Here is a 16,998-nt window from a genome sequence, read left to right as displayed (position 1 = left end):
TTCGCGCCTGACCAGGGAGAACAGTATGAAGATCGGACTCGTAGGTCTCGGCAAGATGGGTTTCAACATGCGTGAGCGCTTACGCGCGCATGGCCTCGAGGTGATCGGATACGACCCTCGACCGGAAGTCACCGATGTCGGGTCACTTGCCGAACTCGCTGCTTCCCTTGAGGGACCTCGAGTCGTCTGGGTGATGGTTCCGGCCGGTGAAATCACCCAGAGCACCATTGCCGAGCTGGCGGATGCCCTCGAGGGTGGCGATCTGGTCATCGACGGTGGGAACTCGCGTTACACCGACGATGCTGTCCATGCCGAGCTTCTGGGCGCCCGTGGGATCGGTTTCCTCGACTGCGGTGTCTCCGGTGGCATCTGGGGCCGTGAGAACGGATACGGCCTGATGGTGGGCGGATCCGAGCCCGACGTGGCGAAGGCAATGCCGATCTTCGACGCCCTTCGCCCCGACGGCGACGCTGCAGACGGTTTTGTCCACGCCGGCCCCGTCGGTGCTGGTCATTACGCGAAGATGGTGCACAACGGCATCGAATACGGCCTGATGCAGGCGTATGCCGAGGGGTACGAGCTCCTCGAGGCGGAAAGCCTGATCGCGGACGTTCCCGGTGTGCTTCGAGCCTGGTCGAAGGGGACCGTCGTACGTTCGTGGTTGCTCGATCTGCTTGTCGACGCCCTCGCGGAGGATCCGGAGCTTGCGCAGATCACGGGCTATACCGAGGATTCCGGTGAGGGCCGCTGGACGGTCGAGGAAGCTATCAAGCACGCTGTCCCTGCTCCCGTCATCTCCGCTGCTCTGTTCGCGAGATTTGCTTCACGACAGGATGATTCACCGGCCATGAAGGCGGTGTCGGCCTTGCGTAATCAGTTCGGTGGTCACGCGGTCAAGAGCGCTTCGCCCAAGAATTCGGCTTCTGGAAGCTAAGTGTTCGTTCGTAGATTTTCGTTGCGGGACTTCCGATCCTGGGATTCGCTGACGCTGGACCTCACGCCGGGAACAACTGTCTTCCTCGGTTCGAACGGGCACGGTAAAACCAACGTCCTCGAGTCACTGGGGTATCTGTCCACGCTGTCCTCTCATCGGGTGTCCACGGATGCACCGATGATCCGCAGCGGTTCCGCCAGTGCTTTTGCCGGTGCAACGGTGGTCAACAATGGGCGCGAACTGACCATCGACGTCGAACTGATCGAGGGAAAGTCCAACCGCGCCAGGATAAATCAGTCGCCGACGCGTCGTCCGCGGGAAGTACTGGGAATTCTGCAGTCGGTGATGTTCGCGCCGGAAGATCTGTCGTTGGTTCGCGGAGATCCTGGCGATCGTCGACGCTATCTCGACGAGTTGTTGACGTCGCGGATTCCCCGAATGGCTGCTGTCCGTGCGGATTACGACAAAGTGCTGCGTCAGCGCTCAGCCCTACTCAAAACTGCTGGTGCGGCTTTGCGCCGCGGTTCTCGTGGTGGCGAGTCCGACAACGTCCTCTCAACCCTCGAGGTGTGGGACGGGCATCTGGCCGCTCACGGCGCACAATTGTTGGCCGGGCGCCTCGAGTTGGTCCATGATCTGGCGCCCCACCTGGCGGAGTCATATCGTTCCATCGCACCCGAGTCCCGGCCGGCGTCGATCCGATACAAGAGCAGCCTGGGTTCGTCATTGGATCCCGAATTCACCGATCCTGCAAGGATTTCCGGAATCGACGACGTTGCATACCTCGAGGAGAGATTCCATCTCGAGTTGGCACAGATGAGGTCGAAGGAAATCGATCGCGGAGTGTGTCTGGTCGGTCCGCATCGGGACGACCTGGAGCTGGTTCTCGGCGACAGTCCGGCGAAAGGCTTTGCCAGTCATGGTGAATCGTGGTCGTTCGCGCTTTCGCTGAGACTGGCAGGTTTTGCCCTGTTGCGCGCGGACGGCAGCGACCCGGTCCTGATGCTCGACGACGTATTCGCGGAATTGGACCGTCGTCGGCGTCGTGCGCTCGCCACCGTTGCGGCTACCGCAGAACAGGTGCTGATCACGGCCGCCGTTCCCGAGGATGTACCGGACGAACTCGAGGCGGCCAAGTTCGGCGTCGAAGCCTCCGATACCGGAGACGGTCGGATATCCCGGATAGTGCCCGTAGGCTCGACGGATCAGGAGGTCGAGTTCGATGACTGAAGACAGCAGCGCGGCCCCGGAGCCCGAGCTCAAGGGGATCGATCTGGCGCGCCGTGCCCTCGAGGAGGCACGCGCGACAGCCAAAGCCAACGGCAAGGCCGTCGGGCAGGGGCGCTCGTCGCCCAAATACGGAAGTGGCCGCCCGCGTCGACGCAGCGGTTGGTCCGGCCCCGGCCCGGATGCGCGGGACCCTCAGCCGTTCGGTGCTCTCACCAGCGCTATCTCCAAATCGCGTGGGTGGTCCCCCAAGGTGTCCGAGGGCACGGTCCTCGGTCGGTGGCCGCAGGTCGTCGGAGAAGACATCTCCGCGCACGCCGAGCCGATCTCTCTGAAAGAAGGTGTTCTCAGCATCTCCGCCGAGTCGACGGCGTGGGCTACCCAGTTGCGCATGATGCAGTCCCAGATTCTGGCCAAGATCGCTGCTGCCGTCGGTGACGGCGTCGTGAAGACACTGCGCATCACCGGTCCGAGTGCGCCTAGCTGGCGCAAGGGCGAAAGGCATGTGAAAGGCCGCGGACCTCGCGATACGTACGGCTGAGGAAAACTCAACCAGGACCTGGTTCTACCTATTACTTCGTGTTACAGTTAAAACTCGCTAGTGAGTGAACTGTGTCACAAGGCTGTCGTTCCATCCCGATCGGCAGGCATGAAGGAGTAGCTAGATGTCGCAGAAGATATCGACACCCGCTTCGTCGTTCGCCGAGCCGGATCACATCCTGTTGCAGGCTCGCAATGTCGAGTTCGACTGGTCCGATCTGCCCATGCACTGGATTCCGGGCGATCCGTTCAGCACACACGTTCTCAACGTGCTTCACCTCCTCCTCCCAGCCGGTGAGGAGTGGTTTGTCGAGACCTTCAAGGAAGCTCTTCCTCTGATCGAGGACGAGAAACTCCGTGAAGACGTCGTCGGATTCATCGGCCAAGAGGCGATGCACTCCAACGCGCACTCGGGCGTCCTCGTCCATCTGAAGGAAAACGGCCTGGATCCGACGCCGTACACCCAGCAGATGGAGTGGGCATTCTCGAAACTGCTCGGACCGCGCCCGATGACGGGACTGCGCGCCGAGAATCACCTGGTGGAGCGTCTGGCTATCATCGCGGCCATCGAACACATCACTGCTTTCCTCGGCGACTGGGTGCTCAACGCCAAGGGGCTCGACAAAGCCGGCATGCACCCGACCATGCTTGATCTTCTTCGCTGGCACGGCGCCGAAGAAGTCGAACACCGCGCCGTCGCGTACGACGTGATGCGCTACTTCGACAAGCGTGAGACCCGGCGGATCCGTACCCAGATCCTCGTCACGCCCGCAATCGTGTGGCTGTGGATTCGTGGAACCCGGTTCTTGATGCGCAACGATCCCGAGCTTGCCGCTCAGGCTCCCAGCCGTCGACGACCCCACCTGTCCGATTTCATCGCGGCCGGAAAGCGTGGCACAGTTCCCACGTCGTTCGAGCTGGTCAAGCGGATGTCGACGTACTTCAGCAAGTCCTATCACCCCAGTAACGAGGGCTCGACCGCCCAGGCGGTGCAGTACCTGGCGTCGTCACCCGCAGCTCAGGCGGCTGCACGGTGATTTCACTCTCGAGGGTCAAGGACGTCATCTCCGGGCACGACGGGTTGCCGCGTTTTCCGGCGCCACCCGATTTGTCCGGAAAGAACCGTCCCGACCGCGCCATGCGCATCACGGAGTTATTGGCGGACAAGTACCTTCGGGTGTTGACGGCCTACGACTACAACCCCGAGATCGCTGGCCACAACCCCGACACGGCCATGAACATGGTGGTCAGTACGCGTGAGGTGGTGGCGACCGACGAGAACGTCGTTCGCCTGCGCTTCGAATCCGCCGACGGTTCACCGATTCCGCCGTGGCATCCGGGTTCGCACCTGGACTTCCATCTACCTTCGGGTCTGCGGCGTCAGTATTCGCTGTGCGGCGACCCTGCCGATCGCACGGGATACAGCGTCGCGGTTCGTCGGATCCCCGACGGCGGTGGCGGTTCCATCGAGATGCACGCTCTCCAGCCGGGTGAGCACGTCACGGTACGCGGCCCTCGCAACGGATTTCCCTTTGTGGGTGAAGGCAGTGCACTGTTTGTTGCCGGCGGTATCGGTATCACGCCGATCATCGCAATGGTCCGTGCGGCAAGAGAATTGGGAATGGACTGGTACTTCGTGTACTCGGGCCGCTCTCGTGAATCCATGCCGTTCCTCGACGAGATCGCGAGCTGGGAACCTGAGCGTGTCTTCGTGCGCCCGGACGACGAGTTCGGATTGCCCACCACCGCAGACCTTCTCGGACGAGCGCCGGTCGGCGGCGCCGTGTACTGCTGCGGCCCGACGCCGATGCTCGACGCCGTTCGCCGCGGATTCCGCGATACACCCTCCACCGCTTTGCATTTCGAGCGGTTCGGGGCTCCGCCGGTGATCGACGGCAAGGAATTCGAAGTGCAGCTTGTCAATTCGGGACAGGTGCTCACCGTGCCCGCCGACGAGTCCGCGCTCGACGTCATCAAGAAGGCATTGCCCGGTGTCGGGTACTCGTGTCAGCAGGGTTTCTGCGGAACCTGTCGTGTGAAGGTACTCGCGGGCAAGCCCGATCACCGCGAAAGGCGTCTGACCGACACCGAACAGGAAACGGAGATGCTCATCTGCGTATCCCGTTCCGACGGTGGACGTCTCGTTCTCGATCTCTAGATATTCCCGACTCCGAAGGGTTCGACAATGTCGAAGCACTCTCCTGTCCATGCCGTGACCGCGCGTCGCGTGACCAACGGTTCCGTCAGCCTGGCAGTGTTCGAGCAGGGCAAGGCAGACGGCGAGACCATCGTCCTGGTGCATGGTTGGCCCGACACCCATGAATTGTGGAACCGCATCGTGCCTTTGCTGGCAGACGACTTCCGCGTCGTCAGCTACGACAGCCGCGGGGCCGGTGAGAGCACGATCCCCTCGAGGGTGCAGGACTACCAACTGAGCGCACTGGCCGGCGATCTTTTTGCCGTCATCGACGCGGTCAGCCCGGGCAAGCCGGTGCACGTCCTGGCACATGACTGGGGATCCGTGGAAACGTGGGAAGCGGTCTGCGAGCCGGGTGCCGAAGAGAAGATCGCGTCGTTCTCGTCCATCTCGGGCCCCAATCTCGATCATCTCGGCAAGTGGATCCGGGCGAGCGTGTCCAAGCGTCGTTTCCTCGGCCCAGCGGCGCAGGGAATTGCGTCGGCCTACACCGTTCTGTTCCAGATTCCCGGGCTGTGTACCCTCCCGTTGCGTCTGTGGTTCTCCAAGCACTGGCCGGCATTTCTGGGCTTCTTCGACGGTCTGGACCCCCGTGTGGTCAACACCGCGCCCACCATCGCCGACGACATGGTGAACGGACTCAAGCTTTATCGCGCGAACATCCGGCCGTCTCTCGGCAAGCCGCGGGATCGGTACACGGACGTGCCTGTTCAGCTCATTCTGAACAAGTACGACAAAGCCGTTCGTCCGGTGGGATACGAAGACACCGAAAAATGGGTCTCCGACCTGCAGCGACGTGAAATTGCCGCGGGACACTGGTCGCCGTTTTCACATCCGAGCGAGGTTGCCGAACATGCGCGGGCATTTATCGCGAGCCTGAGAGAGCGTCGCTCGGAGAAGCAAAGTTCCTAGCGTTTCACCTTCAGGGGATCGTAAAAATTCGTCTGCGGCGCAGCCAGGGGTGTCATTGGCCGCTTCTAGTCGGTGCTTACCAGTAAGATGGTCAACGGTAACTAGCGGCAACATTCTCGAACCCGCTCCGACGACACCCGCAAGGGCTTGCTGACGGCTGCGCTCGAGTATTGACGGAGAAGGAGAGCTACCCACCCGTGGCTGCCCAGAAGTCAGATACAAGCACTTCCAGCAAGGACTACAACGCGTCGTCCATCACCGTCCTCGAAGGACTCGAGGCGGTACGTAAGCGTCCAGGCATGTACATCGGTTCCACCGGTGAACGCGGCCTGCACCACCTCATTTGGGAGGTCGTCGACAACTCGGTCGACGAAGCGATGGCCGGACACGCCACCAAGGTCGAGGTCACCCTCCTCGAAGACGGCGGAATCCGCGTCATCGACGACGGCCGCGGCATCCCGGTCGGCATGCACGCCTCCGGAGTACCCACCGTCGAGGTCGTGCTGACCCAGCTGCACGCCGGCGGCAAGTTCGACTCCGACTCCTACGCCGTCTCAGGTGGTCTGCACGGCGTCGGTATCTCGGTGGTCAACGCGCTCTCCACCCGGCTCGACGTCGACATCAAGGTCGACGGCTACCGGTGGCAGCAGACGTACACCGATTCCAAGCCGGGAGAGCTCGTACAGGGCGACCCGACGAAGGAGACCGGCACCACCGTCAGTTTCTGGGCTGATCCCGAGATCTTCGAGACCACCCGCTACAACTTCGAGACCGTTGCGCGTCGTCTGCAGGAAATGGCCTTCCTCAACAAGGGCCTGACCATCACGCTGACCGACGAGCGCGCCGAGGTCATCGACGACGAAGCTGCCGAGGTAGCCGAGGCTCCCAAGTCTGCTGCCGAAGAAGCCGAAGAAGCTGCTCAGGCAGCGCCGCGTAAGTCCAAGACCCGTATCTACCACTACCCCGGTGGACTCGAGGACTACGTCCGGCACATCAACAAGAGCAAGACCCCGATCCACAACTCGGTCGTGGGATTCACCGCCAAGGGCACCGGCCACGAGCTCGAGGTCGCAATGCAGTGGAACTCCGGCTACTCGGAGTCCGTGCACACCTTCGCCAACACGATCAACACCCACGAGGGTGGTACCCACGAAGAGGGCTTCCGCGCCGCACTGACCGCAACGGTCAACAAGTACGCGCTCGAAAAGAAGCTGCTCAAGGACAAGGATCCCAAGCTCACCGGTGACGACATCCGTGAAGGACTCGCGGCCATCATCTCGGTGAAGGTCGGTGAACCCCAGTTCGAGGGTCAGACCAAGACCAAGCTCGGCAACACCGAGGTCAAGTCCTTCGTACAAAAGGCGTGCAACGAGCACCTCGCGCACTGGTTCGAGGCGAACCCCGCCGACGCGAAAACCATTGTGAACAAGGCTGTTTCGTCGGCGCAGGCCCGCGTTGCCGCACGTAAGGCGCGTGAGCTGGTCCGTCGCAAGAGTGCGACCGACCTCGGTGGCCTGCCAGGCAAGCTCGCCGATTGCCGCTCCAACGATCCGGAGAAGTCCGAGATCTACATCGTGGAGGGCGACTCCGCAGGCGGCTCGGCCAAGTCCGGCCGAGACTCGATGTACCAGGCGATCCTCCCGCTTCGCGGAAAGATCATCAACGTCGAGAAGGCGCGTATCGATCGCGTCCTCAAGAACACCGAAGTCCAGTCGATCATCACCGCGTTCGGCACGGGCATCCACGACGAGTTCGACATCGCCAAGCTGCGCTATCACAAGATCGTGCTCATGGCCGACGCCGACGTCGACGGTCAGCACATCGCAACGCTGCTGCTCACGCTGCTGTTCCGCTTCATGCGGCCGCTCGTCGAGCACGGCAAGGTCTACCTCGCGCAGCCGCCGCTGTACAAGCTCAAGTGGCAGAAGGGTGCGCAGCCGGAATTCGCGTACTCCGACCGCGAGCGCGACGCGATGGTCAAGGCAGGCCTCGAGTCCGGCAAGAAGATCAACAAGGACGACGGCATCCAGCGCTACAAAGGCCTCGGCGAGATGAACGCCAAGGAGCTGTGGGAAACCACGATGGACCCGACGGTGCGCGTTCTGCGTCTCGTCACGCTCGACGACGCGGCTGCTGCCGACGAGCTGTTCAGCGTGCTGATGGGCGAAGACGTCGAAGCACGACGCAGCTTCATCACCCGCAATGCCCGGGACGTTCGTTTCCTCGACGTGTAGGCCTGCGGCCCTGTGAGCGGTTGCGGAGTCCCCGGACTCCTTTTCCGCGCACAGGGGCTTGCCCCCTCTTTTAAGAAAGTGAGCTCATGACCGACACCACGTTGCCACCGGACGGTCCGCAACACGACCGGATCGAACCGGTCGACATCCAGCAGGAAATGCAGAACAGCTACATCGACTACGCCATGAGCGTCATCGTCGGTCGCGCTCTGCCGGATGTCCGCGACGGACTCAAGCCGGTGCACCGCCGCGTGCTCTACGCGATGTACGACAACGGATATCGCCCGGACCGCGGATACGTGAAGTCTGCCCGTCCGGTCGCCGAGACCATGGGTAACTACCACCCCCACGGCGACTCCTCGATCTACGACACGTTGGTCCGTATGGCCCAGCCGTGGTCACTGCGTTACCCGCTCGTCGACGGTCAGGGAAACTTCGGATCCCGCGGCAACGACGGCGCAGCCGCCATGCGTTACACCGAGTGCAGGCTCACGCCGCTCGCGATGGAAATGCTGCGCGAAATCGACCACGAGACAGTCGATTTCACCCCGAACTACGACGGCAAGACGCAGGAACCGACGGTTCTGCCCAGCCGTATCCCGAACCTTCTGATCAACGGTTCCAACGGCATCGCCGTCGGTATGGCCACCAACATTCCGCCGCACAACCTGCGTGAAGTTGCCGAGGCCATCTACTGGGCGCTCGAGAACTTCGAGGCGGACGAGGAAGCCACCCTCGCGGCCGTCATGGAGCGCATCAAGGGACCCGACTTCCCGACGCACGGGCTCATCGTCGGTGGACAGGGCATCCAGGATGCCTACACCACCGGCCGTGGCTCCGTCCGTATGCGCGGCGTCGTCGAGATCGAGGAAGATGCCAAGGGCCGCACCACGATCGTCATCACCGAGCTGCCCTACCAGGTCAACCCGGACAACCTGATCACCTCCATCGCGGAGCAGGTTCGTGACGCGAAGATCGGTGGCATCTCCGACATCCACGACGAGTCCTCGGACCGCGTCGGCATGCGCATCGTCGTCACCGTCAAGCGTGACGCCGTTGCCAAGGTCGTGCTGAACAACCTTTACAAGCACACCCAGCTGCAGACCAGCTTCGGCTGCAACATGCTCTCCATCGTCGACGGAGTGCCGCGCACGCTGCGCCTCGACCAGATGATCCGTCTGTACACGACGCATCAGCTCGAGGTCATCGTTCGTCGTACCAGGTACCTGCTTCGCAAGGCACAGGAGCGCGCCCACATCCTGCGCGGTCTGGTCAAGGCGCTCGACGCTCTGGACGAGGTCATCGCCTTGATCCGTGCGTCGCAGACCGTCGACATCGCTCGCGCCGGATTGATGGAACTCCTCGACGTCGACGAGATCCAGGCCGACGCCATCCTCGGCATGCAGCTGCGTCGTCTGGCCGCCCTCGAGCGTCAGAAGATCGTCGACGAGTTGGCCGAGATCGAACTCGAAATCGCGGACCTCGAAGACATTCTGGCTCGCCCGGAGCGTCAGCGCGCGATCGTTCGTGACGAGCTCAAGGAAATCGTCGACAAGTACGGCGACGACCGTCGTACCCGCATCATCGCCGCCGACGGAGACGTCAACGACGAGGATCTGATCGCCCGCGAAGACGTCGTCGTCACGATCACCGAGACCGGCTACGCCAAGCGCACCAAGACCGATCTCTACCGATCGCAGAAGCGCGGCGGCAAGGGTGTTCAGGGTGCCGGCCTCAAGCAGGACGACATCGTCTCGCACTTCTTCGTCACCTCGACGCACGACTGGCTGCTGTTCTTCACCACGAAGGGCCGCGTCTACCGCGCGAAGGCTTACGAGCTGCCCGAGGCGAGCCGTACCGCTCGCGGTCAGCACGTTGCCAACCTCCTGGCCTTCCAGCCGGACGAGCGCATCCAGTCCGTCATCCAGATCAAGACGTACGAAGACGCGCCATACCTGGTGCTCGCCACACGCAACGGTCTGGTCAAGAAGTCCAAGCTCACCGACTTCGACTCCAACCGCAGCGGTGGCATCGTCGCCATCAACCTGCGCGGTGAAGACGAACTGGTCGGCGCTGTTCTCTGCTCCGCCGACGACGACCTGCTCCTGGTCTCGGCACAGGGCCAGTCGATCCGCTTCTCGGCCACCGACGAGGCACTGCGTCCGATGGGCCGCGCCACTTCCGGTGTCCAGGGCATGCGTTTCAACGGTGACGACGAGCTGCTCTCGCTCAACGTCGTTCGTGAAGGAACGTTCCTCCTGGTCGCCACCTCGGGCGGTTACTCCAAGCGAACCGGCATGGAGGATTACCCGGTGCAGGGTCGCGGCGGCAAGGGCGTGCTCACGATTCAGTACGACAAGAAACGTGGCACTCTGGTCGGTGCGCTCATCGTCGACGACGACGACGAGCTGTACGCGATCACCTCGGGCGGCGGCGTCATCAGGACGGCTGCCAAGCAGGTTCGTAAGGCGGGACGCCAGACCAAGGGCGTGCGTCTGATGAACCTCGGCGAAGGCGACACACTGCTCGCGATTGCGCGCAACGCCGACGAGCCCGAAGAGCTCGCTGCAGAGACCACCGACAACGCAGACAATGCCGATGGAGCTAAGGAGTCCTAGTGAGCACTCCCAACCAGCCGGGCAGTGACCAGAAGAGTGAAAGCACTTCAGGTTCGACGCCACCGAAGCCGGAGCAGGCAACTGCTCCGGCGGGGCCGCAGACCTCGAAACCTGCAGCTCCAGCGGACGACGGACCCAAAGCTTCCGAGGCAGCTCCGGCGCCCAAGGCACCGGAGCCGCCTCGCGGCCCGTCGGATTCGGTCCAGAAACCGGCGGCTGCGGCTCCCGACGCCGCGGGTGCGGCCAAGGGTCAGGCTCCTTCCGTTCCTTCTGTGGCTCCGGCTGCGCCGGTAACTCCGGCGAAGGGTGATGGTCAGGCTCCGCCGCAACCGGTTGCCAATCAGGCTCGTGGCAGCCAGGCACCGCCGTGGCAACGGGGACCCCAGCCGTCAGGCCAGCCTCAGGGGCAGCCATCTCAGGCGCCGAAGGCTCCTGCTCAGAACCCGAGTGCTCAGAACCCCGCTGTTCAGAACCCGGGCAAGGCTCCGGCACCGCAGAATCAGGTTCCGCAAAGTCAGCCGCAGACCAACATCACGCGCCCGGCCGGCGCTGGTGCTCCTGCGGGTCGACCGGCAGCTCCTGCTGGGGGTAAGCCGCCTGCGGGTCCGCAGCGTCCTGCAGCGGCCGGCCCGGCACAGGGTGGTCCGGTACAGGGTGGTCCGGCCAAAAACCCAGCGCAGGGTGGTGCGCCGAAGGGACAGCCACAGGCGGGTCGCCCCGCTGCCGGTGCACAGACAGGTCGTCCTGCCGGCAACCCGTCGGCGCGTCCTGTCGTGACAGGAACGGCAGCTGCCGCAGCTACCGGTGGCGTCGCCGGCGCAGCGGCAGCCAAGGCTGTTGCACCCTCGGGCGCAAATCCCAAGGCTGCAAATGCCACGGTCGCCAATCCCACCGTCGCTAATCCGAAAGCAAAAGCCGCCGCGATCGACGGGCCGACTCGGCACATCGATCGCAAGGATCTGCCGAAGGACATGCCTGACCTCTCCGAGGCCAAGCATCCGTTGCCTGCTGCGGTGAAGGGTGAGAAAACTCACGCCGTATCGGCTTCGGTCGTGGACGGTGCGCCACTGCGCGCAACGGTCCAGATCCGTCGTATCGACCCGTGGTCCACGCTCAAGATCACGTCGGTGATCTCGGTGTCGCTGTTCTTCGTGTGGATGGTGGCCGTCGGACTGCTCTACGTCGTTCTCGACGGCATGGGCGTCTGGGATCGCCTGAACAACGCGTTCACCGACATCGTTGCCGACGGCGGCTCCGACGGTCTGGTGACGGCCGGCCAAGTGTTCGGCTACGCCGCGCTGATCGGTATCGCGAACATGGTGCTTTTCACGGCACTCGTCACGATCGGATCGTTCATCTACAACCTCTGCAGCGACCTGGTTGGTGGCGTCGAGGTAACTCTCGCCGACCGCGACTGACCTGCGAAAACATTGCTCCGCCGGGCCCGTTTTGGTGTCAGCGGCCCGGTGGGGTAATCTTTGGAATCGGTTCAGGGGCCTATAGCTCAGGTGGTTAGAGCGCTTTACTGATAATGAAGAGGTCGGAGGTTCAAGTCCTCCTAGGCCCACTCCCATGTGCCGAAGAAGGGTTGCTGGAATGAAGGTTTTCCTGCTTGTCGGGGCCGGAATTCTGGTAGCTCTCGGGGTCACCAAGCTGATCAAAAGTCAGCGCGGAGACAAGGTTTGGCACGATTTGGAAACAGGATAGAACCTAGGTACTCTGACTCCGGTCAGAAAACCGAACGGGGCCTTAGCTCAGTTGGTAGAGCGCTGCCTTTGCAAGGCAGATGTCAGGAGTTCGAATCTCCTAGGCTCCACAGTAAGAAAACACCCTCCCGGGATCCGGGAGGGTGTTTTTGTATGCCGATGTGCCGATGTCCGGCCAGCCGGTGCCCGACTCGTGGCCCTCCCCTTTTGAGCGAACGGCACTTTCGGCGCACTGAAGGCGATGAACATGCCGTTCGCTCGGAGTGGGGTGGCCAGAACAGCGCCCACTATGGACCGTTCGTCCCGAATTCTCCGGAAAGTCTAGTGGTCATAACCAGCCGGGCGTAGCGTGAGGAGAACCCAATTTCAGGAGGTTCGTAGTGCTTCACAACGACATTCCCAGCCACGGTGAAATTGCCGCACTCGCGGAGGTGGAAGGGCCCACCTGCATCACCATCGTGACTCCGACTGAAGATGCGCCGCAGGATCATGACAAAGCGCGCATCGCCTTCAAGGACCAGGTCCGCTCGGCACTCGCATCGGTGGAGGATCCGGCCGAGCGCAAGCTGTTCGAGGCCGAATACGCAGAGCTCGACGACGACGACGATTTCTGGCGCTTCCAGTCGCGCTCATTGGTCACGTACGCGACGCCGGAGCGTCTGGTGACCTTCCGCCTGCCCAACCGTCTGCAGGCGCTCGAAACGGTCAGCGATCGGTTTCATCTCAAGCCACTGCTCCGTTCGGTGACCTTCCCCCAGACGGCGTTTGTTCTCGCTCTCGCCGAAGGTTCGGTGCGATTGATCGAGATCGCCGCCGATCAACCGGCCGACGAGGTTCGTGTTCAGGGAATGCCGAAGAACGCTGCCGATCACGCGGGTAAGTCCTCGATCAACAGCCGAACTGAAGCCGGTCGGCTCTCGGGTTCGGACAGCCGAAAGCTGCGCGTCAATCAGTACGCCCGCGCAGTCGATCACGAGGTCCGTGGTGTCCTCGCCGGCCGTGACGTCCCCTTGATCCTGGCCGCTGCGGAACCCATCGCGTCGGTGTATCGCTCCGTGAATTCGTACCGCCACCTGGTCGACAAAACCGTCGAGGGAAACCCGGAAGCCTTGTCGACGCAGGAGGTGGCGGACGGTTCGCGTCCGGCGCTCGACGATTTCCACGCCGAGCAGTTGGCGGCGGTGCGGGACACCTTCAATGTGCGCACCGAACAGGGACGCACTCAAACCGACGTCGCCGACGTGGCAACGGCCGCGACGTACGGACAGGTCGACACCGTTTTCATCGACATCGATTCCGTAGTACCTGGAAGTCTCGATCCCCAGACGGGCGCTCTCACGACCGGTGAGTCGACCAACGGAAGCACATACGGGGTCGTCGACGAGATCGCTCGTCGCGCGCTCCTGACGGGTGCTCGGGTCCTCGCCGTTCGCGCCGAGGACATTCCGGGCGGCGGCGCAGTTGCCGCGATTTTGCGCTTCGCCCCGTAAACAGACTGGACGCGTGTGCGCTTCGTGACCTGATTCGGGCACGGGGCGCATACGATTCCGGCATGAAACGTGTGTGGGAACGGCTGCGCCTCTACTGCAAGACGCTGCACCCGGTCGGGCTTGCCTTTGCTCTGGTCTTCTTCACCTGGTCGATGAGTCCTTCCCTGTTGCCGCGCGCCTGGTACTTGCAGGGCGTTGCGACGGGCATCTCGCTCGCGATGGGATACGGCGTCGGCGTGACGGTTGCCTGGATGATCCGCAAGTGCGGCGTCGAACCGCAGTGGTCGGATCGCACCAAGAAGATCGGCTGGCGAGTCTTGTTGGCCGCGGCCGTCATTCTGGTTCCGACGTTCTTGGTCCTCGGTTCGTGGTGGCAGCAGATCGTTCGCGATCTTGTCGAAGCTCCTCGCACCAATCAGGCGAATTACCTTCTGGTGCTGCTGATTGCGCTCGGAATCTGGTTCATCCTGCTCGAGGCAGGCCGTGGTCTTCGTTTCACCACCAACAAGCTCACCGCCGTCGCACTTCGGTTCGTTCCCCTCGAAGCGGCGAAGGTCGGCAGCTTGATCGTCATCTTCGCCCTCGGCATCTTCATTGTGAACGGTGCGCTGTACAACGGGTTGATTGCCTTCGCGAACTGGAGTTTCTCCGGTGCGGATCACGAAACACCGGACGGCATCGAACAACCCTTGATCGCTGAGCGCAGTGGTTCACCGATGTCCGCGGAGGCCTGGGATTCGCTCGGCCAGGAGGGGCGCACCTTCATGGGCAGCGGTCCCACCGCGGCCGAGATCACCGCATTGACCGGACGTGAAGCGAAGCAACCGATCCGGGTGTACGCCGGACGCGAATCCTCGGACTCGATCAACGGTGTCGCACAGCGGGTCGTCGACGAGTTGGAGCGCACCGGCGGATTCGACCGCGGAACCCTCGCAGTTGTCACGACCACCGGCCGCGGTTGGGTGAACGAGGACGTCGCGTCGGCGTTCGAGTACGTCGAGGGCGGGGACACGGCGATCGCGTCGATGCAGTACTCGTTCCTTCCGAGTCCGTTGGCCTTCATCGCCGACCGTGAGACGCCGATGATTGCCGGTCGCGCACTCTTCAACGCGGTGTACGCCAAGTGGATCGACCTGCCCGTGGAGACGCGACCCGAGCTGGTTGTCTTCGGTGAGAGCCTCGGCTCCTACGGTGGCCAGGCCGCATTTGCCGGCGCTCAGGACATGATGACGCGCGTCGACGGCGCGCTGTGGGTCGGAACCCCCAACTTCACTGCTCAGTGGCAGGAAATCACGGACAGCCGCGACTCGGGCTCACCGGAGATCCTGCCGGTGATCGACGGTGGCCAGGCGATTCGGTTTGCCGGTGATCCGGAAGATCTGGAGCTGAAGTCCGACTGGGACGACGATCGCATCGTGTACTGGCAGCACGCCAGCGACCCGATCACATGGTGGTCCTTCGACCTGCTGCTCAACAAGCCGGATTGGCTCAAGGAACCGCTGGGTCGCGACGTGGATCCGGGAATGACGTGGGTACCTCTCGTGACCTTCTGGCAGGTAACCCTCGACATGGTCTTCTCGGCTGACGTCCCGTCCGGGCACGGTCACAATTACGGCGAGGATGCAGCGGACATGTGGGCCAAGATCCTGCACCCCGAGGCGTGGACCTCGGCTGATACCGACAAGCTTCGTTCGCTGCTGACCTCCAATCTGGAGCCCACGAAGTAGTCGTAAACGGTTGTAAGTCAGCCTGTTAAGGCGAAAACCTCACGAAAAAGTGTTACGTGAGGTATGTGTTACTCTGCGTTCGCTGTGTGCCAAGCCACAGCGCAAGCGAGCGTGGGGAGATCGAAACGTGAAGAGCAGAGCATGGTGGGCGGCCGGGGTTTCCGTCGCGGCACTGGTCATGGGTGCTGTGACGGCCCCTGCCGCAATGGCGGAGCCGGCGGATTTCTACACGCCGCCGTCGGAGCTTCCGGCAGGTGCCAACGGAGATCTCATCAAGAGTGAGCCGTCACCACTGCTGCTGAGCGTGCCCGGATCGAACGGTGCGTGGCCGGCAGCCGCCACCAAGATCATGTACCGAAGCGAGGACGCCAAGGGTGCTCCCGTTGCAGTGACGGGGACCTACCTCGAACCGTCGAACCCGTGGACCGGGCAGGGGGCGCGTCCACTGGTTGCCGCAGCGGTAGGAACGCATGGGCAGGGCGATCAATGCGCACCGTCCAAACTGTTCAACACCGGTATCGAGTACCAGTTCCCGACGGACGTCATGGTCGGCTACGAGTCCATCTGGGTGAACACGCTGCTGCTCAACGGCATCGCCGTCGTAGTCACCGATTACGAGGGCCTCGGAACTCCGGGCGATCACACCTACGTCAACCGCGAAGCCGAAGCGCACGCGGTTCTGGACTCGGTGCGTGCCGCTCAGCAGCTCCCGAACACGGGCATTCCCGCCGACGGCCCCGTCGGACTGTGGGGTTACTCGCAAGGTGGTGGAGCTGCCGCTGCCGCAACGGAATTGAAGCCGTCGTATGCTCCCGAGATTGATCTCAAGGGAACGTACGCAGGTGCACCGCCCGCCGATCTGGCGGCGACGCTGCAGCAGGTCGACGGCACGTTCCTCACCGGAGTGATCGGCTACGCGCTCAACGGGATCCTTGCGCAGTACCCCGAGGTTCAGCCGCTGCTCGACGCCGAGATCAACGATCGCGGCCGACAGATGTTGGCCGCCACCAAGAACCAGTGCGTCGCCGAAAGTGGATTGCAGTTCGGCTTCCAGCAGTCGTCGAGCTTCACCAATTCCGGTGAATCACTCTCCGCAGTTCTGGCGCGTCTACCCATGGCGCAGGCAATCCTCGACGAGCAGAAGATCGGCAAGCTGACGCCGGAGTCGCCCGTGCTCATTCAGCATGGCCGCTCCGATGACATCGTTCCGTTCGGCCAGGGACAGCAACTGGCGCGAGACTGGTGCGGCAAGGGTGCGACGGTGCAGTTCTCCGTCAACGAACTGCCCCCGATCATTCCGGGCATGGCAATCAATCATGCGACGCCGTACCTGGTGGGTACACCCGAATCCGTCGGGTACATGATCGATCGCTTCAACAACGTCCCGGCACCGTCCAACTGCTGAACGTGAAC

General features: G+C 62.8%; 12 protein-coding genes and 2 tRNA genes. All 14 read left to right on the top strand.

Features of this window, described 5'->3' with window-relative positions; all coding sequences use genetic code 11:
- Positions 1 to 25: 25 nt before the first annotated feature.
- The 14 genes from gnd to B0E55_RS07185 all read left to right on the top strand — a co-directional run bounded on the left by gnd (position 26) and on the right by B0E55_RS07185 (position 16,990).
- The gene (gnd, locus tag B0E55_RS07250) at positions 26 to 934 is read left to right on the top strand and encodes a phosphogluconate dehydrogenase (NAD(+)-dependent, decarboxylating) (RefSeq protein ID WP_080909374.1); all 909 of its coding nucleotides are present in this window, start codon (positions 26 to 28) and stop codon (positions 932 to 934) included.
- Positions 935 to 2,164, top strand: a complete 1,230-nt coding sequence (recF, locus tag B0E55_RS07245) for a DNA replication/repair protein RecF (RefSeq protein WP_020905610.1) — start codon at positions 935 to 937, stop codon at positions 2,162 to 2,164. It begins immediately after the preceding gene.
- The gene (locus B0E55_RS07240) at positions 2,157 to 2,702 is read left to right on the top strand and encodes a DUF721 family protein (RefSeq protein ID WP_003942471.1); all 546 of its coding nucleotides are present in this window, start codon (positions 2,157 to 2,159) and stop codon (positions 2,700 to 2,702) included. Before recF ends, B0E55_RS07240 begins: the two co-directional genes overlap by 8 nt.
- Positions 2,703 to 2,826: 124 nt before the next feature.
- Entirely contained in the window at positions 2,827 to 3,738 is a 912-nt protein-coding gene (locus B0E55_RS07235; RefSeq protein ID WP_007729174.1) for a metal-dependent hydrolase, read from the top strand.
- Positions 3,738 to 4,859, top strand: coding sequence for a PDR/VanB family oxidoreductase (locus B0E55_RS07230; RefSeq protein ID WP_080909435.1), 1,122 nt, complete (start codon positions 3,738 to 3,740; stop codon positions 4,857 to 4,859). The genes B0E55_RS07235 and B0E55_RS07230 overlap by 1 nt, the downstream gene beginning before the upstream one ends.
- Positions 4,860 to 4,886: 27 nt before the next feature.
- The gene (locus tag B0E55_RS07225; RefSeq protein WP_020967979.1) at positions 4,887 to 5,810 is read left to right on the top strand and encodes an alpha/beta fold hydrolase; all 924 of its coding nucleotides are present in this window, start codon (positions 4,887 to 4,889) and stop codon (positions 5,808 to 5,810) included.
- A gap of 197 nt (positions 5,811 to 6,007) precedes the next feature.
- The gene (gyrB, locus tag B0E55_RS07220; protein WP_003942515.1) at positions 6,008 to 8,044 is read left to right on the top strand and encodes a DNA topoisomerase (ATP-hydrolyzing) subunit B; all 2,037 of its coding nucleotides are present in this window, start codon (positions 6,008 to 6,010) and stop codon (positions 8,042 to 8,044) included.
- 86 nt (positions 8,045 to 8,130) lie between these two features.
- A complete protein-coding gene (gene gyrA, locus B0E55_RS07215) occupies positions 8,131 to 10,662 on the top strand; it encodes a DNA gyrase subunit A (RefSeq protein WP_019746215.1) in 2,532 nt (843 codons plus the stop codon).
- Positions 10,662 to 12,080 carry a DUF3566 domain-containing protein gene (locus B0E55_RS07210; protein WP_080909373.1) on the top strand — a complete coding sequence of 473 codons (1,419 nt, stop codon included), beginning with the start codon at positions 10,662 to 10,664 and terminating at the stop codon, positions 12,078 to 12,080. The genes gyrA and B0E55_RS07210 overlap by 1 nt, the downstream gene beginning before the upstream one ends.
- Before the next feature lie 75 nt (positions 12,081 to 12,155).
- Positions 12,156 to 12,229: transfer RNA gene (locus B0E55_RS07205), tRNA-Ile, on the top strand.
- Between the two features lie 176 nt (positions 12,230 to 12,405).
- A tRNA-Ala gene (locus B0E55_RS07200) sits at positions 12,406 to 12,478 on the top strand.
- Positions 12,479 to 12,748: 270 nt separating this feature from the next.
- On the top strand, positions 12,749 to 13,858 hold the full coding sequence (locus B0E55_RS07195) for a baeRF11 domain-containing protein (RefSeq protein ID WP_003942559.1): 1,110 nt from the start codon (positions 12,749 to 12,751) through the stop codon (positions 13,856 to 13,858).
- Positions 13,859 to 13,920: 62 nt separating this feature from the next.
- Positions 13,921 to 15,585, top strand: coding sequence for an alpha/beta hydrolase (locus tag B0E55_RS07190; protein ID WP_020905614.1), 1,665 nt, complete (start codon positions 13,921 to 13,923; stop codon positions 15,583 to 15,585).
- Positions 15,586 to 15,712: 127 nt separating this feature from the next.
- Positions 15,713 to 16,990, top strand: coding sequence for a lipase family protein (locus tag B0E55_RS07185; protein ID WP_080909372.1), 1,278 nt, complete (start codon positions 15,713 to 15,715; stop codon positions 16,988 to 16,990).
- Positions 16,991 to 16,998: the final 8 nt, after the last annotated feature.

Source organism: Rhodococcus sp. 66b (assembly GCF_002076325.1).
Lineage (GTDB): Bacteria > Actinomycetota > Actinomycetes > Mycobacteriales > Mycobacteriaceae > Rhodococcus_F > Rhodococcus_F erythropolis.
This window is presented reverse-complemented; position numbering and strand designations above follow the sequence as displayed.